The following is a 20,103-nucleotide window of genomic DNA, read 5'->3' as shown; positions in this document are numbered from 1 at the left end:
GAATTAAGCACAAAATCTATGCTTTTAAGTATTCGTATCTACTTTTGTTACAAACCATATCCAGAAATCAATGTCCGGCCGGCTCTTCTTTTCGTTTCTGAAAGATATAGATCAGGTAAACCAGGGCCGGCAAAATGAACAAACTACCTATCAGCAGGGCATACCCCAGTGATTCAATAGTTTTAAATTGTCCCTGATGGGTAAGTAAAGAGAGGTTATTCCCGTTTTTTAACAATACAATATCGGGGAAATGCGTATAAGTTGCAGCAAACAGGATCATCGTAACCTGGAAGCCAGCCAGCAACCGCAGCAAGATGGGTTTGTTCCTTTTTAATGCATAAATCATAATGACCAGTGAAATACTTGCAGCTATGATCGCAATAAGCCCTGGTGTATCTCCAAAAATCCAGGTGGCCAGAGGAATATGTTCTATATGCGCTGCCAGAAAAACAAGGGCACCACAAAACATAACAATAAAAATGGTTCTGGTTGCCTTTCCAATAAAATGCTGTCTGTCCCCGTTGTTGTCGGTTTGCCCGATAATAAAGATCGTAGCAAGGAAGCCGCAAATACTTACTGTAAAAATACCAACCGCTATTGAAAACCAGTTTAACCAGCTAAAAACATAGGCCGACAAAAAATCCCCGGCCTCAGGGTCTATTTGTCCGGATACCGAACTGGCGGCAATAATCCCCAGAAAAAAAGGGGTAATTAAACTCGAATACACAAATATTGGCGTATAAATCTTTTGCATATCGTCTTTCACGGCATCATAATTCCTGAACACAAATGCCGTTCCCCGGGCGATGATCCCCAGCAGCATACAAACCAGCGGAATGTGCAGGTAAACCGAAATGGTGGTGTATATTTTAGGGAAGCCGACAAACAAAATTACAATGGCAATGATCAGCCACATGTGATTGGCTTCCCATATAGGACCAATGGCCTTATACATGGTTTTACGTGTTTTGGCCTTATTGGTTTTAGCCGTCATCAGCTCTATAATACCCGCGCCAAAATCAGCACCACCAAGCAAAATATACAACAAAATGGCTGTCCAGAGAAAAACAATAACTACGTATATCATAAAAAGCTTTTAGATTGATCTGAAGTTGAATCGTATAGTTTGCCCACCATACTGATCTGCCGGTACAGCAACAGGCTCACAATAATGGAAAGGGAAATGTAAACAGCGGTAAACAAGTAAAAAGAATAAGCGATGCCCGGCATTGGGGTAACCGCATCTGCCGTTCGCATCACCCCTCTGATGATCCAGGGCTGCCGTCCAACCTCAGTTACTGTCCAGCCAGCCTCCAGTGCAATAAAACCCAAAGGAGTGGCTACAACAAATAGCTTCAATAACCAATTACTGTTTAGCCATTGTTTTTTCTTCCACAAAGCAACGAAATACAAAATGGCCAGCAACACCATAGCCATGCCCAGCCCTACCATAATCTGGAAGGCGTAGTGGGTAACCGCAACCGGGGGCTGTTCATCTTTAGGCACCTGGTCCAGTCCTTTCACCTCTCCGTTAAAATCGCCCGTCGCCATAAAGCTCAGCAGTCCCGGAATTTTGATCGCATAATCCACTTTACGGGCTGCAGTATCAGGTATACCGCCAATGATCAGCGGAGCGTTCCGTTCGGTATGAAAATGGGCCTCCATAGCGGCAAGCTTTTCAGGCTGTCTTTTTGCCACATCCTTTGCAGAAATGTCGCCACTTATAGGCTGTAAACAGGCCGCTACGGTTGCAAATACGGCTGCAATTTTAAAAGCTTTGCTGTGAAACTGTATATTTTTACCTTTTAAGATCATGAGTGCATGAACCCCCGCAACCGCAAAACCTGTTGACACAAATGCGGCCACACACATGTGCAGCGATTGCGAAAACCAGGCCTCATTAAACATCGCTTTTACCGGATCTATGTTCAGGTATTGTCCGTCTATATAATCAAAGCCGGCCGGACTGTTCATCCAGGCATTGGCTGCAACCACCAAAATACCCGATGCCAAACCGCTGATGCCTACAACCACACCCGTTGCCCAGTGAAACCAGGGATTGATCTTGTTCCAGCCATAAAGGTAAAACCCAAGGGCTATGGCTTCTATAAAAAATGCCGTCCCCTCTAAAGAAAACGGCATTCCAAATATCGGCCCGGCATGCTCCATGAATTTGGGCCAGAGCAGGCCGAGTTCGAACGACAATACCGTGCCCGACACCGCTCCCGTAGCAAAAAAGATTGCCACACCTTTACTCCAGGCCTTGGTGATGTCGCGATAAACTATTTTTTTGGTTTTTAACCAGTAAAAATGGGCTACCGTCATAAAAAAAGGCATTACCATACCTATACAAGCAAAAACAATATGAAAGCCTAAGGAAAATGCCATCTGGAGGCGGGCAGCTAAAAAATCGTCCATTTTAATAAACGTTATGTGCTAAAAAAAGAATTGTTGTAAAAGTACGCCATATCTATTTAAAAGAGCTGTTTTTCAGAGAAAAATTGATCATAAAATTCACATTTTTTCCTGTAGAATTCCTGCCCTTTCTGCAACAACGACTAAAATCCAGCACAGAACTTAGAGATGATATAATTTCACAACAAGAAATTTAAATTAATTTTTAAAGAATTTTTTGTTTATAAACATAATCGACATATCTAGCTTTACACTAGTTGACTAATTTTTTCATTAAACCATTGAACAATGAACAGTTTAAAACAATGTTTGCGTCTCTCGGCTATTTTTATAATGTTATTGCTAAACACAGCCTGTAAAAAGAACAAGGCACTGAAGCCCGAAGATCCTCCGAAAAAAGAACCAGAAAAAGTATGTATTCCGGTGAAGCTGGAAACAGATGGATTAATCCTCAACCTGAAGTATAAAGAAAATTCAAATCTACTTACCGCCATAGAGGAGAATAACGGAGAAAAAACACTGATCTCTTACACAGCTGAACAAAAGCCTTCAAAACTGGAAAAATTTAAAAATGGTGTTTTGTACCGAACTGTATTTTATGAAAAAGACAATATGCAAAGCATAAAAAGGGCAGTTTTGTTCAATTATGATCATTTAATGGATGGTTATATTCCTCAGGGCGATTATAGGTTTCAATACAATAGCAATAACCTGCCTGCTGAAATAAAATACCACAACAGCGCTGGTAATCCTGTGAAATTACACAGCATGACCTACCATTCTTCCGGAAACCTGACCAATGTTTCGATACTGAATTACCCTGACCAAACCAGCACTGTAAAATATACTTCCGATGACCGTAAAGGGATAGCCATACACATTAGCAAAAACTGGTTATTTGCGCTCGAATCTGAACATTGGTTTCTTTCATCTGCCCCAAATAATATCCTCTCCTACGTCAGGTCTGGTACAGGGGCGGAACAGCTCAGTTTCAGCTACGAGTACAATGCAGAAGGCTATCCTTCAAAAATGAGCATCACCCGCAACAAAACTGTCCAGCAGATAAAAATCACTTATAAAGAACTGCCCTTACAGTCCGTTCAATAGTTTTCTTGCCCTGAACAGGTTATCTGCTGCCTGTAACAACTTGGCCTTCAGTTTAGGATTATAACCGGGGTGTGCAGTTAAAAATCCGGTCACAATCTCTGCGGCCTGTTTGTCCTGATAATAGTTGAGAATAGACTGCAGCCAGTTCTGGGGAAAAAAGATATCTCCTGTAGCCTGGATCTCTTCCAGAAGGTCCAGGCTTTTTTGCAGGTACTTCAGGGAGGTCTGCTGCCTTAATGGGTGGTGCAGGTAATACAATGCTGTGCCTACATTGGCTTCCTTGCTTCTGTTGCTCCGCTGTTGCAGTCTGCCAAAAAATGCATCCCTTTCTGCCGGGTCGGAAGATACTGCCGGCATGATAAATTCAAAGCGTGTTTTCCTGTCTGCATTGCTGATACGGCTCAGCTGTTCTTTCAGGATAGCAGGGTCATGCCCTTCCCGGAGTGCGAGAGAAAAAGCAAGTGATGTATAATCATCCTCAGAGAGTTTAATGTTGTTTGGAGCTGCCTGCTTTTTCCATACCCCATATAACCTTTCCATAGCCTGCTGGCTCAGAAACACATCCTGGTAAGTCTTAAAAAGCAATTTCCTATGGTTAGGCTGCTGCTGTGCAAGCATCGCATTCCAGATTTTTTCTTCCAGTAATTTATGTATGGCAGTACGTTCCTGCACAGAAATAAACTCCCAGTAAATTGTCCCCATGTAACCGGTAATCAGTTTCAGGTTCAGTTCTTCTTTTTCCCTGCCTATACAGCCTGCCAAAAGGTTTAACAGTTCCAGGGGTTTTACGGCCCGGCCGTTCAGCATATTTTCATAGAGTGAAATATAGGCCGATGCCCGGTGCAGCGATTTGTCCATAGCCTGCAGGCGATTAAACATGGCCCGGTCAACAGGCCACACCCCATAACCTTGCCCGGATGAATTAAACAATACAAAATCAGGCACAGCCATGCCTTGCAAGGCTTTCACCTCAACCTCTTCGGCATTTAAGTTAACGGTTACTTCTTTACTGCTACCCGCATAATATAAGGTCAGTTCAAAAAGCTGTGGCCATATCCTGTTCTGGCCGTATTCGGAACGTTGTTTAACCATAAACTTTCCGATCTTATTGCCTTTTTTTTCCATGCGGTAATCAATCACCGGCCTGCCAGGTTCATTTACCCAAACTTTATTCCACTGCTGCAGGTCGGCATCGGCATGCTTATCCAGAATGTTGATCAGGTCTGGCCAGGAGGCATTGCTGTTCGCAAACTTTTTCAGGTATTCCCTTACCCCCTGCTGAAACTTGTCCTTGCCCATTAAACGTTCCAGCTGCTGCATCATGATGGGCGCCTTATGGTAAATGATGTTGCCATATAAGGTCCCTGCATCCTTCAGGTTGTCCAGATCCTGGCGGATGGGATTTGCGCCCTGTGTACGGTCTACCCCATACGCAGCAGGTACATGGTCAACCAGGAATTTAAGGTCAAAGACATCCTTTCCTGTATTTCCTTCCGTACTCTTATCTGCCATGAAATTGGCAAACACTTCCTTCATCCATACATCGCTAAACCAATCCATGGTCACCAGGTCGCCGAACCACATATGTGCCGTTTCATGCGCAATCAGGTTACTTCTCGAATTCAGCTGATCCTTTGTAGCTGTCCCATCCAAAAACAGCGATGAGGCTTTATAATGGACTACACCAACATGTTCCATACCACCAAACTGAAAATCAGGAATGGCTGCAAAGCCAAACTTTTTAAAAGGATAAGGTATGGTTGTCCATTGCTCAAAATATTTCAACGCGTCTGTATGAATCTTAAACAGGTCGTTCATACTGTATTTTATCTTTGCGCTGTCTGTTTCCCGGTATAAAAAATCAGTCTTCATAGCGCTTACCATGCCAGTTGTTTCTTTAAAATTCCCCGCCACAAAAGAGAAAAGATAGGTACTCAGGGTATCGGAAGTCTCAAACTGATAGGTTTTACGACCACCCAATTCGGTAATCGTTTTAACCGGGGCGTTGGCCATCGCTTTCCAGTCGCCCGCCACTTTAAGTGTTAAATCGTAGGTAGCTTTAATGTCAGGCTGGTCAAAACAAGGGAACACCGTCCGGGCCCTGTCGGGCACGAACAAGGCGTAAAGGTAATCAGCGTTCCTGTTCAAGGCCGATTCGCCTGCCTGAAATTCCAGACTAATCCGGTTAGTCCCTTTTTTTAAATGTTCAGCATCCACCACGATGTGTTCATTGCTGTGTACAACCGGCATGGCACGGCCATTTACATGTAGTTTCAACAGCTTTGCTTTATCTTCCTTAAAATCAAGCTGCAGCGGCTGTTTGTTTTCGGCCAGGTCAAATGTTACGGTCTCCAGTGCCATAATCTCCTTTGCCCTTTCTTTCGGGATATCCAGCTCAAGCGCGTAATTTACCTTGCTTAAAACGGATTTCCTGTATATGGCCAGTTTTCTGGATACTCCTTTTTCTACATCCTGAGCCTTAACCAGTGTAACCTGGGCACACAATATGAAAAACAAAAAAACACTGGAGCGCATAGAACATAAATTAACCATGCAGGCTAATTTAAGATGATTTTCTAATTTATTCGTCAAATAACAGGAAGATGTCACATTTAATATAGAATAAGCAATCATAAACGTAATTTAGTATCCACAAAACTTACAATCAGATGAACCATCATGAGTTTACATTTGCAACAACAAATCACCAGACTCATGATAGCTCATCCACAATTAAAAAACAAAAATCAAACTGATGAAAACAACATTTAAAGCAATGCTCGTACTGGCTTTCGCAGTAGCATTGAACACTGATCTTCAGGCACAAGGCATCAAAATGCCCCAGGCCAGCAGCAGCCAAACCATTACCCAGGAGTTTGGCTTAGGTAAAATCACACTGAGCTATTCGCGCCCGAATGTTAAAGGCCGTAAAATCTTTGGCGGACTGGAACCTTACGGAAGTGTATGGCGTACAGGAGCAAACTCTGCAACTGTCATCAGCTTTACTGAGCCTGTAAAAGTTGGGGGTAAGGAACTGGCAGCCGGCGATTACGGTCTGTTTACCATCCCTGGAGAGAACGAATGGACAGTGATCTTCAACAAAGGCGCAAAACAATGGGGTGCCTACGAATACAAAGAAGCAGATGATGTACTGAGGATTAAAGTTAAGGCAACCAAGACAAAAGAAAAAGTGGAAACCTTTACCATGCAATTTGCAAACGTACTGGCTTCTTCTGCACAACTACAGCTGATGTGGGAAAATACCGCATTGAGTGTAGACCTGACTACAGAAGTAGATGCAACAGTAATGGCAAGTATTGAGCAAGCTATGAAAGGCGAGAAAAAACCTTATTTCCAGGCTGCCCAGTATTACTACGCAAACAATAAAGATGCTAAACAGGCATTGGAATGGGCTACTGCTGCCGATGCAGGCAATACCAAAGCACCATGGATTAAATTGTTGAAAGGACGCCTTCAGTTAAAAACCGGTGATAAAGCCGGAGCACTTAAAACTGCTACTGAAGGTTTGCAAATTGCAACAGAAATTAAAAATCCGGAATACATCCGCTTACACACGGAGTTGATGAGCCAGGCCAAGAAATAAGCATCCTGGCCAGAAAAAAGCCTGGTGTTGTGAGCCGACATGCAAATCGTTTCTGAAGGAGAAACGATTTGGCGAGGCGAACAATATCAGGCTTTTTTAGGAGATAAATCTTTGAAGCCAACAACCTGCTGAATGATCAGCGATATGATCACCACCAGCAAACAGCCAATCACATTCAGCCACAAATAGGCTACCAGCTCCGTTCTTCCCATCACCACCACTATAGCCTCTGTAATCAGCGCCGCAATAAATACCGCCCTTCCATTTACCTGTTTCACATAAAATGCCACCAGGAAAATCCCCAGGATAGTTCCGTAAACATAGGAACCCAGTATGTTCACAGCCTCCAGCAAATTACCAATCTTACTGGCATACAATGCCATTACAATACAGATCAGCCCCCAGAATACCGTTGCCAGTCGAGATACCTGCAGGTATTCGTGGTCAGATGCATCTTTCCTGATCAGGCGCTTATAAATATCTATCACCGTAGTGGAGGCCAGTGAATTTAAGGCACTAGCCGTAGAACCCATAGAAGCCAGGAAAATAATAGCAATCAGTAAACCGATTAAGCCCTTGGGCAGGTATTCGGTTACAAAGCTTAAAAAGATATAATTGTTGTCCTTGATGTTGGCGTGTTCGTCATTCTTCAGCATCAGGTCTGTCACCTCTTTTCTGATCGACTTTTCCTTTTCATCAGCAGCCTGTAAGGCAATCCGCTGCTCGTCAATAAGCTGTTTGTTATCTGCATCCAATGCAGCGTTCATTTTTTTTACTTCAGCCTGTTTATCATCAAAAGCCTGCTTATAATCGGCCTTAATCCGGTTCAGCTCCGGTGCATAACTGCTCTTTTCCAGTTTATTCAGTTCAAAACTGTTAAAGAAGATCGGCGGACGGTTATACTGGTAAAAAGTAAAGACAAGTACTCCGATCAGCAAAATCAGGAACTGCATCGGTATTTTAACCAGACCGTTCATCAGCAGGCCCAGGCGGCTTTCGCTCACAGAAGCGCCCGATAAATACCGGCCTACCTGGCTCTGATCGGTACCAAAATAAGACAACTGCAAAAAGAAGCCGCCTATCAATCCCGTCCAGACTGTATACTGGTTGTTCAGGTCCAGCTTAAAATCTATAGCATTCGTGCGTCCCATCTTGCCCGCTATGCTAATGGCCTTGCTGAAACCGATGTCTGCCGGCAACAGGTACACCACCATTACACCTGCTGCAAACAAGCCGCAAAAGATGATGCTCATTTGCAGCATCTGGGTATAGGAAACTGCCTTAGTTCCTCCGTAAACTGTATAAAACACCACCAAGCCACCCATAAAAAGTGTAGTATAGGTAGTATTGATGTTTAGAATGGTTGATAAAATAATGGAGGGCGCATAAATGGTAATGCCTGTAGAAAGCCCTCTTTGGACTAAAAATAAAAAGGCTGTCAGCGCCCTTGTTTTCAAATCAAAACGCTGTTCCAGGTATTCGTAGGCGGTGTATACCTTTAAACGGTGGAATATGGGCACAAAGGTGATGCACAATACGATCATCGCCAATGGCAGGCCGAAATAGAACTGTACAAAGCTCATGCCCGAGGAATAGGCCAGTCCGGGTGCCGATAAAAAAGTAATTGCGCTAGCCTGGGTAGCCATTACCGAAAGGCATACATGATACCAGGGCAACGACTGGTTGCCCAGCAGGTAGCCCTGAATGTTGTGGGCACCGCGACTCTTATAAATGCCGTATACAACAATAACCACCAGGGTAAGGGTTAAAACCGACCAGTCTAAAACGCTCATTCGAAATATTTTGTAAAGGCGTAAAAAATTAAGATCAGGAATACCAGCCAGCCAATCAGCAGGCGGTAAAACTGTCTCCAGGTTTTAACGAAAGGTGGCAGTTCCTGCGTTTCCTTATCTATTGGCTCCTCTGCTCTCATGTTATTTTTTGCCTGATAACAGGTTCACAAACAGCCTGTACGCCCCCGGTACACCCGCTGGCAACTGCCGGAAAAACGACAGTCCGGTATACACAAAACGGCCTTTACCATAATCAGCAATGATCAGCGAACCCGTCTTAGCGCTTTCCCCGGCATCGTTCATGCTCAAAACAGCAGTATATTTAGGATCGGCATCAGTTACAAAATACAATCCACGTTCCTGTATCCAACCCTCAAAATCCTTTGCAGTTAATTTATTCGGATAGTTAAATACCGGGTTTTCCGGCTTTAAAATATCCACCTTTGCATCCTCTTCCGTAACCCTGTCGCGCGACAGCCGGAAAGGGTAAGGGCCGAGGTTTTCTATTTTCAAAGGACTGTTCACATTGTATTGAACAAGCAATGTTCCGCCGTTCTCTACATATTTCATCAGCTTTGGCTGCATGCTCCTGATCTGCTCGTTCACATTGTACAGGCGCACGCCGGTAACTATGGCATCAAAAGCAGAGAGATCGGTATTGATCACCTGGTTTTCATTTAGGCTAACCACATCATAACCTACCTGCTTTAATGCTTCAGGCACCAGATCACCTGCGCCCGTAATGTAACCAATACGTTTTCCTGCCAGTTTCAGCTCCACCTTGTCCACTCTCGCCTCGGCAAGAGGAAAAAGGGTTTGTACCGGGATATGCTCGTAATCAATTACCCGTAAACCCTTATTATAGCTTACCCCATCAACATTCACATTCAGGCTCAGGTTGCCACCTGCAGTATTTCCTCCCGGCGTAACTGTCAATTCAAGCAACTGCTCTTCTCCTTTTCTGGAAAGCGTAAAGTCGGCTTTTTCCGGACTAACTTTCCAGCCTGAAGGCAGCTGGGGTACTACCGATCCGGAAGCATTTTCTTTAAAACTTTTCAATTGAACCGTTACCTTTTTTGGCGTATTGCCAGTAAAAATAAACGCCTTTTCGGCCAGGGTTGCAGTAACGGGTGGGGCAATCACCAGCGGTTGATAAATCTCTCCCCTAACCTGGTCTGTGTACTTGTACACCACCGGGCGTTTTTTCAGAATTACCTGATCGCCGATCTTAATTTTAAATAAAGCGCTAAGGCCAGGGCCGTTTTCGGCAAGGCCAATCTTGGAAAGGGAATCTACCACAAAAGTACCCAGAGGATGCGGTTTTTCCAGCCAGTAAGGCTGGGTAAGCTTGGCCTGATTTGTGGAAAGGCTTTTATCCTGCGACATAAACTTATTGGGTGCCAGGTCAAACTTTGCCCCCGTAATGCTTTCTTCCAGGCTAATGCTTAAAGGAAAGCCATCCTTTACCCTGGCAATTCCCTGTACTTTTACATTTACGGGTTGATTTAAAGCATAAGAAGGGTTTGCCGCAGCACTTTCAAACCAGATGCCGGCACAGGCCAGTATCAGGTCATCCAGCAGTTCTTGCTTAAAAGGTTTACCTTTTACCAGCTCCCTTAATTTTAAAAGTTTAGCTATAGCAGCCGAAGGGTCAGCGGCATTGTATTCCTTATTGATTTCATTCAACAATTGCTGTGCGGCAGCACTGCCGGGTATCCTGTTTAAAGAAAAATCTACACCTTCAAATATATCCCTGCTGGCTTTTTCGCCCGCCACAGGTGTAAAAAATTCTATAGAAGAGCCACGCTGTCTTGCAGCTCCAAAACCCTGGCTCCGGTGGTTAGATCTGCTCTCGGCAGCAATCTCGCCGTAGCTTTTGCCCAGCAAAGCATTGTACGAACCTACATCGATCTTGAGCTGATCGTCGGAAGTGGTATTGTTCCCTCCAAAATTAAAGGTATTCCATACAATTCGTCTGGCCTGCCATGGCTTTACAAATGCAAGCTGCTCCGGAAACTGCTTCGGATCGGCTGCCGCGGTAAATGCCTCGCGGGCCAGTATCGCAGAACCAGAATGGTGTCCGTGACCAGCCCTTCCATCCTCTGGAAAACGGGTAATGATCACATCTGGCTGGAACTTACGGATTACCCAAACCACATCGGCAAGGATCTTCTGCTTATCCCAGATCTTAAAACTCTCTTCCGGGTTCTTTGAAAAACCAAAATCATTGGCCCTGGTAAAGAATTGTTCTGCACCATCCGTTCTGCGGGCAGCAAGCAGTTCCTGGGTACGGATCAGTCCCAGCAGTTCGGCCTGTTCATTTCCAATCAGGTTCTGCCCGCCATCACCTCTTGTCAGCGATAAATAACCTGTCCTGACTTTCTTTTCCTTAGCCAGGTAGCCCAGTAAACGGGTATTTTCATCGTCAGGGTGCGCCGCAACATACAGCACACTGCCGGTAACATTTAATGCTTCCAGGCCTTGTTTAATTTCAGCAGCATTCAATTGCTGCATGATCTGCGCCTTGGTTAATAAGGGAACAACTGCTGTTACAACCAGCAGGTATAAGCGAAACTTCATATACAGATTTGCAAGGGCCTTTTAGCTGCCCCCGATGTTTCGAAATTAACTAAAAAACATCAATCTGTTTTTCAAATAAATGATTAGCGCGTAACAATACTGTCAAAATACGACAGTTTTTATAGGAGAATTTTACTGCTTACTTCCTTATCGATGGTAATGAACCCGGGATATTTTACCAGTGAATTCCCTACTTTAATGCTCGGTCTGATTTTTAAGGTCAATATCCCTTTCTTTTCAGGTCCGCCTTTGCCACTTTTCAGGAAATCGCTGATCTCGCCCATCACCTTACTGTTCGAGATGAAAGGATAAACATTCACTTCCATATCTACAGGTACGGTAGAGGCCTGTCCGGCAGCAACATTCAAAGCCTGGTTCACAAATCCCGTAGCCAGTTCCTGTCTGTTGATCAGGATCTTATATTCGAATTCATTGATAGCCGCATCGTTGGCAGTCGGGTTTTTCACTTCCAGGTTTAAACGCGCCCGTAAAGGCACATCCTTTCTCAGCAGTCCCAATGCCAGGGCCGGCAAACTGCCCAGGTTCACATCTCCGTTGCCAATCATTTTCTTCACATCGGCACCGCCAAGCGTAATCTGATCGGCCGAGGTTATCCGGTAAGTACACTTTTCCAGGGCTTTAATTTGTTGTGTCTGCCTGTTTAAACCACAACTCTGAATCACAATGGCCGTAAGGCACAACAAAAATATTTTCTTCATAACAGGAACCTATCAAATTTAATGCCCGTTTAGCGCTTACGGCTGTTTAAGCTTTTACTGATCAGGTGATCAACACTATATTTTCCGCTTCCGGCAACCCATAAAAACAGATATACCAGTAAATAATGTAATCCCAGTTCTTTTTTGTCGAAACCATCAGGCGAGTGGACAATAAATACCGCAACCAGCATGGTAATGATCAACGGAATTACCGCCAGTCTTGTACCTAATCCCAGTAAAATAAGGATAGAGCAGAAAAACTCGGCAAATACCGTTAAAATCAGCGATGCCGGCGCACCAATACCTATAGGATCACCAAACTGTATTTCTCCGCCCGCAGTAAGCCAGCCCAGTTTCTGGTAACCGTGTACAATCATAAAAGATGCGATACCTACGCGTAAAACAAGCAGCATAACGTGTATGCCTTCGTGGTTAAAATTAGTGTTAAATAGTCTTCTCATAAATTTGTTCCAGGTAAATTAAATATAATAAAAAATAGCGATTGATTAGCTGGTCAATGATTTGATAAAGCCCGACACGGCATCCTGTAAAATCCTGCGGTGTTCTTCTCCGGGTTTTCCGTCTTTCTCTATCATTTGTATTGACACCAGGCCATGCAAAATCGAGAAGTAAGTATGGTATTTCAAAAATACATCAGCTTCTTTATGGGCACTCCCGGCAATGGCCTCCTGAATGGTAGAGATCATCACGGTAGTCATTTGTTTCATTTCAACAATCTGGTTTACCCGGTCGCATGCCGGAATCCCGAGCCCAAACATCAGCTGATAATACTCTTTGTGATCAAAAGCAAAATCCCAGTAGGCATTGGCGATGGCTTCCAGCTGCACAGAGGGATGGGTATGTTGCTGCTTCACTTCCTGCAATGCATCCGCCAGCTTTTGAAAGCCTTCTTTTGTAAATTCCAATAAAATGGCTTCCTTGTTTTCGAAATGATTGTAGATTACCGGTATACTGTATTCTATGGCATCGGCAATTTTGCGGATAGACAGTGATTGCCAGCCGTCTGTTAACACCTGAAGCCAGGCGGCTTCAAGAATACTTGCCCTGAATTCTTCTTTTTGTCTGATTTTTCGTTCTGCAATTCCCATAGGCCATACATTTAAGTTAACAGTGTTAACAAAAATAACACATAAATCCAAGTCCCAAAACTATATCTGGTTTTCTGACTTAAAACCAACAATACTGCTATTTCTGGATCAGTCTAAAGGTAAGGTTAATGCGCGGCCCTGAAGGTACTATGGTTTTAGGGAGCCTGTGTTCCCAGAGGTGCTGGGTTTCTGCTTTCATGATGAGCAGACTGCCATGAGTAAGGTCGACCGATATAATGGGTATTTTTTCTGCATAATGCCGGAACTGAAATATCCGGGAAGCGCCGAAACTTACAGAAGCAATAAAGGGATAACGGCCCAACTCTTTCTGATTATCGCGGTGCCAGTCCATGCTATCGCTGCCATCCCGGTAATAGTTCAGCTGGCAGGTATTGAACTCCACCTCAAAAGCCCTTGCTATATTGTCCCGGGTCTGCAGGAGTTGATCGGGCCAGGATTCATCGCCAGGTTCAAAAGTTTTTAACAGTTTATCCTCCTGTTTAACCACACCAGTAAAATAACTGAAATGGGCATTACTTTCCTCCTCATCAAAAAAGTCCGGATAAAAGAATGCTTCCCCAGGAATTGGCAACAGGTTCAGATGATCCAGGTACAGAGATTTGTCCATACCGTAAATATAATCAAATGTATTCCATCATGTAAGATTTTGGTTTTTCTGAACGCAATGTTTTCAGGGCTTTATCTTTAATCTGTCTTACCCGCTCTTTTCCGAGGTTCATTTTACCGCCAATCTCATCCAGCCCTATCGGGGTGTAACCTCCTAAGCCATAAAACATAGACAGGATTTCTTTCTCACGCTCGGGCAGCTTTTTCATCAGGCGCTTCACATCCACAGAAACAGAATTTTGCAGCACGCCTGTGTCTGTCTTTTCTATATTGCTGTCTTCAAGGGTTTCCGCCAGTGTAAATCCGGATTCCTCCGCAATCACTGCATCCAGAGAAGTTGTCATAGGGGCATGATGCATGTAATCGATCGCTTTTTCTTCCGGAAGTTCAATAAACTCGCAAACCTCTTCCAGACTTGGCACCCTTTCCAGTTTTTGTTCCAATTCTCCCATTGCCTTATTGATCCGCATGATCCCTCCTATCTGGTTTGCAGGCAGGCGCACCATACGTTTCTGCTCGGCAATCGCAATCATGATGCTCTGACGGATCCACCACACTGCAAATGAAATGAACTTAAACCCTTTGGTCTCATCAAAGCGCTGCGCAGCCTTAATTAAACCCAGGTTTCCCTCGGCAATCAGGTCAGACAAGCGGATACCCTGGTTCTGGTATTTCTTTGCCACAGATACAACAAAGCGCAGATTGGCCTTTACCAAACGGTCCAGTGCCGACTGGTCGCCCTTCCTGATCTTCTGGGCAAGCACAATCTCTTCTTCAACACTTAGCAGGTCAATCCTTGCAATATCATACAAGTATTTTTCTATTGAGTCCGAGTCCCGATTGGTAATGGACTGCTCTATCTTTAATTGTCTCATCCCTGGCAAGGTCAGAAGAAATGGATTTCAGATCAATGGATATCTTTTATTTCCGATTATTTTATGGAAAATCATAATAAAAATTACTCTTTTTACGGAAAATTAGTTTTTTGACTGCTTTTTTTAATTAATTTCGAAGTCACAGTGTACCGCGGACACTTTGACCTAATCAATTGAAAATGAATACAGCAGATCTCGACAAAACAGACATTGGTATTTTAAGGCTTTTGCAGCAGGACGCATTGCTGAGTAACAAGCAGCTGGCACTGGAACTCAACAAATCAACCGCAACTATACATGAAAGAGTAAGGCGATTAAAATCAGAAGGTTACATTAAAAGATCAGTAGCCATCCTGGACAGTAAAAAGATTGGCAAGAGCCTGATTGCCTATTCGCAGGTGCAGCTTAAAGAGCATACCGACCAGGCATTAAGCGGCTTTGAAAAAGAGGTAGTGAAGTTTCCGGAAGTGATGGAATGCTACCACATGACCGGGGCCTTCGACTTTATCCTACGGATTGTGATCACCGATATGGATGCTTACCATAACTTTTTGAGAAGTAAACTGGCACAGCTCAGCAATATAGGTACGGTGCAGAGTTTCTTTGTGATGTCGGAGATCAAAACCGAGACCGCCTATCCGCTTTAAGACATCATCAGATCTTTAGGTCCACCACAGATGCCCTTGTGATTGCTTTTTCCCCGAAACGCCTTCTGATCTTGTCCATTGCCTGCATCAGGTTGTATTGCGCCTCCGATTTATTGTACAGATCGATCTGTTCAAAACCATTTACCAGGTGAGACAAACGCACCCCTACCAGCCTGAGCAGCATCCTTTTCTGGTATACCTGTTTAAACAGTTCTTTAGCCATCTGGATCAGCGCACTGTCTAACGATGTATAGGGGATCATGGCCTGTTTGCTTACATCTTCGAAATTGGCATACCTGATGGTTACCGTGATGCAGGCCGTAAGTTTCTTTTTTTCCCGCAGCTGAAAGGCAATGTCTGTTACCATCGAAACCAGCAAGGTATTGATCAGGCCTATATCAATGGTATCTGAATGAAAGGTACATTGTGTCCCTATACTTTTTTGTTCGGCGTAAGGCACTACCGGACTGTTGTCTATCCCTTTTGCCTTTTGCAGCAGTCCCAGCCCGTTTCTCCCCATCCACGCATGCATCTGATCAGGTTCGATCTGTGTAAGTTCAAAAATATGTTGAATGCCCCGATCGCTCAGCAAGGCAAAGCTTTTTTTGCCCAGCCCGGGTATCTTACGGATAGAAAGCGGATTTAAGAACGACTGTACCTCATGCTGCTCTACATTTTTCTCACCATTGGGCTTACATGCATTGGTAGCCATTTTGGCTACAGTTTTATTTACCGATAACCCAAAGGAAATAGGGAGCTGCAGTTCATTCATAATGGATGCACGCAGTTCACGGGCATATTGCATACAGTTAAAAAAGCGGTCCATCCCCGTCATGTCTATATAATGCTCGTCAATGCTGGCTTTTTCAAAAAGGGGCACTTTCTCCCTGATCATATCGGTAATTTCATGCGAAGCCTTTGAATAAGCATCTATATCGCCTCTGATAAAAATGGCATGCGGACACAGCTGTCTGGCTCTGCCAGAGGGCATGGCCGAATGTACACCATACCTCCTGGCCTCATAACTGCAGGAAGTGACCACGCCCCGGTCTGACGTACCACCAACAATGACGGGTTTCCCGATCAGGGCCGGATTTTTCCGTAACTCAACGGCTACGAAAAAAGCATCCTGATCCATATGAATGATGTGTCTGTCTGCCACGGATTAAAACTAAGCAGCAGTAAATTTAAGCTAAAAATATTAGCAAAACAACAGTGTACTATTTTATTTCATAGAGATCGGTTTAAGGCCATACTATTTCCCGGAAAGTGCTGCAGCACACCAAATATAAGGTGCCTGTCCGTGAAGGTCTCCAGCATTGCGTGGGCGGTCCTGGTAGTGCTGTTTATCGTTCTTTTTACCTGTACCGATACAAACTTCAGTTACGTTGTTCCGTGCGTCTACATAGGGAACCATGGCCAGCCAGGCCTTTCTGGCTGCCGGGGCATATTCTGCAGCATCAAGCCAACCTTCCTGCAGGCCAATAATAAACCCGTAGGTAAACATGGCTGTTCCCGAGGTTTCCGCCCAGAGATCAGGCTGGTCAATCAGCTGGTTCCACATGCCGGATGGCCTTTGATAGGTTTTTAAGCTTTTCATCATCTTCAGGTACCCCTCCATGATACGTGGGCGGTCCTGATGATCCTTAGGCAACAAGCGCAGCAAATCGGGCATCCCCACGGCCATCCAGCCATCCCCTCTCCCCCAGTAATAAGGAACATCCGGAGCGTGGTAGAACAATCCGTTCGGCCGTTGCAGTTCATCCAGATAAAGCACCATTTCCTTTGCCGCCCTGTCGATATACTTACGGTCGCCTGTTACTTTGTAGGCTTCATTTTGTACTACCGTGATCATGTACATGTCGTCTATCCACAAGCGCGTTTGCCAGGAAAAACCTTTTTCTGCCCAGGCTTTTTCTGCCGTGTTTGCATTCCGGGGTACTTCCCATTGCGTATCGGCATAGGCAAGTCCCATTTTTTTGTAACGTTCGTCTTTTGTAATCTGGTAGAGTTTCAGTGCAAGACTACCGAACATATTGTAATCCACATGGTTCTTAGGTGGCAGCAGTGCTTTTTCATAAGTAAAAAAAGGTTCGAATTTATCTTGTAAAAGCTTTATCAACTTCTGATCCTTTGTTTTCAATGCATAATCCAGGGCACCATTCCAGGTGCATACCCCGGCATAATGCATGTACCTGCCTGCATACAGGTCGTGCCGGCTGTTTACAAAATGATAGGCCAGCCGCCTGCCCACTTCTTCCGGCGTTGAGCCTTTGGGAAAATTGCTAAGCGCCCCCTTTTGGGCAAATAAGAATTGAAAAGCAAATGTTGCAAGCAGCGATAAAAATAATCGTTTTGACATAGTGTGTGTTTTTATTTGGTTTCTTACAGACCAAAGTAAATGAATGAAATCTGTAAAATTTGTTCATTTTTTTGTCGATTTGTCTCTGCTTGCCAAGCGATTTCAAAATAATTTTGCGCAATTACATGATTGCATTTATATTTGCAACCATGTAATTGCATATAAAAGAAAATATTTATTAAAAAGATCATAACTTTACTATCACTCTTCATCTGCTTTATGGACACAGCCAATTCACAAACAGGAAAGTACGCTCAGGTAAATGGTTTAAGCATGTATTATGAAATACATGGAACAGGAAACCCTTTGGTATTGATACATGGTGCAGCATCTACCATAGCCACAACCTTTGGCAGGATATTGCCCGAACTTGCCAAAACACATCAGGTAATTGGTGTTGAATTACAGGCCCACGGCCACAGCGATAACCGTGACGGTAGGCAAATCAGCTTTGAGCAGGATGCCGATGATGTGGCGGAATTGTTAAAACAGCTGAAGGTTGAAAAAGCCGATATATTTGGCTTTAGCAATGGGGGCACTACCGCATTGCAAATGGCCATCCGTCATCCACAGCTGGTCAATAAGCTGATCATTGCCTCTGCCATGTATAAAAGATCGGGAGTTCCTGCGGGCTTCTGGGAAGGTATGAAAAATGCGAAATTCGAAGATATGCCTGAACCCTATGTAAAAGCATTTCTAGCCATCAATCCAAGCAAAAAAGCCCTGGATATTATGTTTAACCAATGTGCACACCGGATGCAGGGATTTACCGATATTCCAGACAAAGCCATAGAGCCCATACAAAACCAGGTTTTGATCCTTATCGGCGATAAAGATGTGCCCACACCTGAGCATGCTGTAGAGTTATCGCGCCGCATGCCCCATGCCAGTCTGGCTATCATTCCAGGCGGCCATGGCACTTATATGGGCGAATTAACAACCCTGAATGAAGCACATAATCCACCTGTTGCCTTACCTATTGTTACCGATTTCTTAGCGGATCATAGATAAAAATTGTTTATATTGCTTAAATCTTCGCCGCAATCCCTGCGGCCATTCTCTTAAAATCACCTATAAACACCTACTGCTCAGCATCATCTCCCGTAATGACGACAAAATATTGACATATAAATCACTAGTAAATCACACAGTTGAAATACCCTTGACTTACTATTGATTTACCCTTGAAATACCCTATAGGTAAACCAACCCTATCTCAAGGGTAAGTCAAGGATATCTCAACGGTAATATAATTCAGTTATTTTCTTGTGATTTATATGTGATTTACTACTTATTACTACGAGAGCAGATAGGACACATCTCTTTTTGTTAGGCAGATCAGTAGTTTTTCTGGGGATCTTTTGAGTAAAGAAGTGTATATCTTTCTACAGGCTTCTAAATTCAGGGGTATGTTCGATGATTAAATTTAATAAGAATTACCGGTAAAAACAAGGGTATACTGTACAGTATTTTTAGATTGTGTGTAAAACACCAAAGAAAATCCCAGAAAGAAAACTGCAATGATAGAATTGTTTACTTTAGGCTAAACATAAATTTAACTTTCAATCTGACGAAAATTAACATAAATTTATTATTGTAAACTTTTGCAGAGGAATTAAATTCTCTAAGTTTGGGATTTTATAAAATGGTATGCCGCATCGAGCCTTATTAAACGATTATCAGTTTCTTCAGAAGATATCGGAAGGAAATGAAAAGGCATTTGAAGAACTCTTCAGGGTCTTGGCCCCCACCTTAAAACCCTTCGTATTCCGCTTTACCAGGAGCAATGAAAGCACCCAGGAGATTATACAAGATACTTTTATCAGGGTATGGCTTAACCGTGATAAAGTTTCGGAGGTCAGCAACATCAAATCGTGGGTTTTTAAATTTGCGGCCAATGAGTGCCTGCATTATTTAAGGGATAAGACCATTCACGAAAAAGCGATCAACCGGCTTTTGGCAACCCAGGAACTGCATACCGAACATACGCACCAGACCATTCAGCTCAATGAGATCAAATCTGTTATTGTTGCTGCTATCGAAAAATTATCCCCGCAAAGAAAGCTGATCTACCAATTGAGCAGAACAGAAAACAAAACCATAACAGAGATATCAGAGCAGCTTAGCCTATCTCCCAATACCGTAAAAAACAGCCTTGTAACTTCCTTAAAGCTCATTAGGAAACACCTGGACCAGAACGGATACGCATTCCTTGCCTTCCTTTTCTTTTACATTGAAAATAAATTTTAAATACCATTAGTCCTG

The 20,103-nt window shown here is 43.7% G+C and carries 18 protein-coding genes; 5 read left to right on the top strand and 13 right to left on the bottom strand.

Going from position 1 to position 20,103, the window contains the following annotated elements:
* Positions 1-67: 67 nt before the first annotated feature.
* Positions 68-1,087, bottom strand: a complete 1,020-nt coding sequence (locus ABIE26_RS01850) for a cytochrome d ubiquinol oxidase subunit II (RefSeq protein WP_310140690.1) — start codon at positions 1,085-1,087, stop codon at positions 68-70.
* A complete protein-coding gene (locus ABIE26_RS01845) occupies positions 1,084-2,418 on the bottom strand; it encodes a cytochrome ubiquinol oxidase subunit I (protein WP_310140692.1) in 1,335 nt (444 codons plus the stop codon). Before ABIE26_RS01845 ends, ABIE26_RS01850 begins: the two co-directional genes overlap by 4 nt.
* 285 nt (positions 2,419-2,703) lie before the next feature.
* Here ABIE26_RS01845 and ABIE26_RS01840 point away from each other — a divergent pair, with 285 nt between their 5' ends.
* Positions 2,704-3,522, top strand: coding sequence for a hypothetical protein (locus tag ABIE26_RS01840; protein WP_310140694.1), 819 nt, complete (start codon positions 2,704-2,706; stop codon positions 3,520-3,522).
* Here ABIE26_RS01840 and ABIE26_RS01835 read toward each other — a convergent pair.
* Positions 3,505-6,075 carry a M1 family metallopeptidase gene (locus tag ABIE26_RS01835; RefSeq protein ID WP_310140696.1) on the bottom strand — a complete coding sequence of 857 codons (2,571 nt, stop codon included), beginning with the start codon at positions 6,073-6,075 and terminating at the stop codon, positions 3,505-3,507. The two genes, ABIE26_RS01840 and ABIE26_RS01835, sit on opposite strands and share 18 nt — an antisense overlap.
* A gap of 202 nt (positions 6,076-6,277) precedes the next feature.
* Here ABIE26_RS01835 and ABIE26_RS01830 point away from each other — a divergent pair, with 202 nt between their 5' ends.
* Entirely contained in the window at positions 6,278-7,126 is an 849-nt protein-coding gene (locus ABIE26_RS01830; RefSeq protein WP_310140698.1) for a DUF2911 domain-containing protein, read from the top strand.
* A gap of 86 nt (positions 7,127-7,212) precedes the next feature.
* Here the strand turns inward: ABIE26_RS01830 and ABIE26_RS01825 are convergent, their stop codons facing one another.
* From ABIE26_RS01825 to ABIE26_RS01790, 8 genes are all read right to left on the bottom strand, one after another.
* Complete coding sequence (locus ABIE26_RS01825) at positions 7,213-8,919, bottom strand: sodium:solute symporter family transporter (RefSeq protein WP_310140699.1); 1,707 nt, start codon at positions 8,917-8,919, stop codon at positions 7,213-7,215.
* Positions 8,916-9,059, bottom strand: a complete 144-nt coding sequence (locus tag ABIE26_RS01820) for a hypothetical protein (protein ID WP_310140702.1) — start codon at positions 9,057-9,059, stop codon at positions 8,916-8,918. Before ABIE26_RS01820 ends, ABIE26_RS01825 begins: the two co-directional genes overlap by 4 nt.
* 1 nt (position 9,060) lies before the next feature.
* Positions 9,061-11,499, bottom strand: coding sequence for a PIG-L family deacetylase (locus ABIE26_RS01815; RefSeq protein ID WP_310140705.1), 2,439 nt, complete (start codon positions 11,497-11,499; stop codon positions 9,061-9,063).
* 119 nt (positions 11,500-11,618) lie between these two features.
* Positions 11,619-12,218 carry a hypothetical protein gene (locus ABIE26_RS01810; protein ID WP_310140707.1) on the bottom strand — a complete coding sequence of 200 codons (600 nt, stop codon included), beginning with the start codon at positions 12,216-12,218 and terminating at the stop codon, positions 11,619-11,621.
* 29 nt (positions 12,219-12,247) lie between these two features.
* Positions 12,248-12,679, bottom strand: coding sequence for a DoxX family protein (locus ABIE26_RS01805; RefSeq protein WP_310140709.1), 432 nt, complete (start codon positions 12,677-12,679; stop codon positions 12,248-12,250).
* Positions 12,680-12,724: 45 nt separating this feature from the next.
* Positions 12,725-13,327 (bottom strand): TetR/AcrR family transcriptional regulator, encoded by a 603-nt coding sequence (locus ABIE26_RS01800; protein ID WP_310140711.1) that lies wholly within the window; start codon positions 13,325-13,327, stop codon positions 12,725-12,727.
* A 97-nt stretch (positions 13,328-13,424) separates the two neighbouring features.
* A complete protein-coding gene (locus tag ABIE26_RS01795) occupies positions 13,425-13,955 on the bottom strand; it encodes an alpha-ketoglutarate-dependent dioxygenase AlkB family protein (RefSeq protein WP_310140713.1) in 531 nt (176 codons plus the stop codon).
* Positions 13,956-13,968: 13 nt separating this feature from the next.
* Entirely contained in the window at positions 13,969-14,829 is an 861-nt protein-coding gene (locus ABIE26_RS01790) for a sigma-70 family RNA polymerase sigma factor (RefSeq protein WP_310140716.1), read from the bottom strand.
* A 179-nt stretch (positions 14,830-15,008) separates the two neighbouring features.
* Between ABIE26_RS01790 and ABIE26_RS01785 the strand changes: the two genes are divergently transcribed.
* Positions 15,009-15,476, top strand: a complete 468-nt coding sequence (locus tag ABIE26_RS01785) for an Lrp/AsnC family transcriptional regulator (protein WP_084240978.1) — start codon at positions 15,009-15,011, stop codon at positions 15,474-15,476.
* Between the two features lie 7 nt (positions 15,477-15,483).
* Here the strand turns inward: ABIE26_RS01785 and dinB are convergent, their stop codons facing one another.
* Entirely contained in the window at positions 15,484-16,638 is a 1,155-nt protein-coding gene (gene dinB / locus ABIE26_RS01780; protein ID WP_310140723.1) for a DNA polymerase IV, read from the bottom strand.
* Between the two features lie 93 nt (positions 16,639-16,731).
* Positions 16,732-17,838 (bottom strand): glycoside hydrolase family 88/105 protein, encoded by a 1,107-nt coding sequence (locus tag ABIE26_RS01775; RefSeq protein ID WP_310140725.1) that lies wholly within the window; start codon positions 17,836-17,838, stop codon positions 16,732-16,734.
* A gap of 219 nt (positions 17,839-18,057) precedes the next feature.
* Here ABIE26_RS01775 and ABIE26_RS01770 point away from each other — a divergent pair, with 219 nt between their 5' ends.
* Positions 18,058-18,849: an alpha/beta fold hydrolase gene (locus tag ABIE26_RS01770; RefSeq protein ID WP_310140728.1), complete on the top strand. Its 792-nt coding sequence runs from the start codon at positions 18,058-18,060 to the stop codon at positions 18,847-18,849.
* 639 nt (positions 18,850-19,488) lie between these two features.
* On the top strand, positions 19,489-20,088 hold the full coding sequence (locus tag ABIE26_RS01765) for an RNA polymerase sigma factor (protein ID WP_310140730.1): 600 nt from the start codon (positions 19,489-19,491) through the stop codon (positions 20,086-20,088).
* The last annotated feature ends 15 nt before the right edge of the window (positions 20,089-20,103 follow it).

It is taken from the genome of Pedobacter africanus (genome assembly GCF_040548825.1).
Taxonomy (GTDB): Bacteria; Bacteroidota; Bacteroidia; order Sphingobacteriales; family Sphingobacteriaceae; genus Pedobacter; species Pedobacter africanus_A.
The sequence above is the reverse complement of the archived record's forward strand: the minus strand, read 5'-3'. Positions and strand labels throughout refer to the sequence as shown.

What these genes read in the sequence shown, in the direction of transcription:
- ABIE26_RS01830 (WP_310140698.1), top strand. Translation starts at nt 6,278, where the DNA reads ATGAAAACAACATTTAAAGCAATGCTCGTACTGGCTTTCGCAGTAGCA.
- ABIE26_RS01810 (WP_310140707.1), bottom strand. Translation starts at nt 12,218, where the DNA reads ATGAAGAAAATATTTTTGTTGTGCCTTACGGCCATTGTGATTCAGAGT.
- ABIE26_RS01785 (WP_084240978.1), top strand. Translation starts at nt 15,009, where the DNA reads ATGAATACAGCAGATCTCGACAAAACAGACATTGGTATTTTAAGGCTT.
- ABIE26_RS01805 (WP_310140709.1), bottom strand. Translation starts at nt 12,679, where the DNA reads ATGAGAAGACTATTTAACACTAATTTTAACCACGAAGGCATACACGTT.
- ABIE26_RS01850 (WP_310140690.1), bottom strand. Translation starts at nt 1,087, where the DNA reads ATGATATACGTAGTTATTGTTTTTCTCTGGACAGCCATTTTGTTGTAT.
- ABIE26_RS01800 (WP_310140711.1), bottom strand. Translation starts at nt 13,327, where the DNA reads ATGGGAATTGCAGAACGAAAAATCAGACAAAAAGAAGAATTCAGGGCA.
- ABIE26_RS01765 (WP_310140730.1), top strand. Translation starts at nt 19,489, where the DNA reads ATGCCGCATCGAGCCTTATTAAACGATTATCAGTTTCTTCAGAAGATA.
- ABIE26_RS01820 (WP_310140702.1), bottom strand. Translation starts at nt 9,059, where the DNA reads ATGAGAGCAGAGGAGCCAATAGATAAGGAAACGCAGGAACTGCCACCT.
- ABIE26_RS01770 (WP_310140728.1), top strand. Translation starts at nt 18,058, where the DNA reads ATGGACACAGCCAATTCACAAACAGGAAAGTACGCTCAGGTAAATGGT.
- ABIE26_RS01835 (WP_310140696.1), bottom strand. Translation starts at nt 6,075, where the DNA reads ATGGTTAATTTATGTTCTATGCGCTCCAGTGTTTTTTTGTTTTTCATA.
- ABIE26_RS01825 (WP_310140699.1), bottom strand. Translation starts at nt 8,919, where the DNA reads ATGAGCGTTTTAGACTGGTCGGTTTTAACCCTTACCCTGGTGGTTATT.
- ABIE26_RS01815 (WP_310140705.1), bottom strand. Translation starts at nt 11,499, where the DNA reads ATGAAGTTTCGCTTATACCTGCTGGTTGTAACAGCAGTTGTTCCCTTA.
- ABIE26_RS01840 (WP_310140694.1), top strand. Translation starts at nt 2,704, where the DNA reads ATGAACAGTTTAAAACAATGTTTGCGTCTCTCGGCTATTTTTATAATG.
- ABIE26_RS01795 (WP_310140713.1), bottom strand. Translation starts at nt 13,955, where the DNA reads ATGGACAAATCTCTGTACCTGGATCATCTGAACCTGTTGCCAATTCCT.
- ABIE26_RS01790 (WP_310140716.1), bottom strand. Translation starts at nt 14,829, where the DNA reads ATGAGACAATTAAAGATAGAGCAGTCCATTACCAATCGGGACTCGGAC.
- ABIE26_RS01775 (WP_310140725.1), bottom strand. Translation starts at nt 17,838, where the DNA reads ATGTCAAAACGATTATTTTTATCGCTGCTTGCAACATTTGCTTTTCAA.
- ABIE26_RS01845 (WP_310140692.1), bottom strand. Translation starts at nt 2,418, where the DNA reads ATGGACGATTTTTTAGCTGCCCGCCTCCAGATGGCATTTTCCTTAGGC.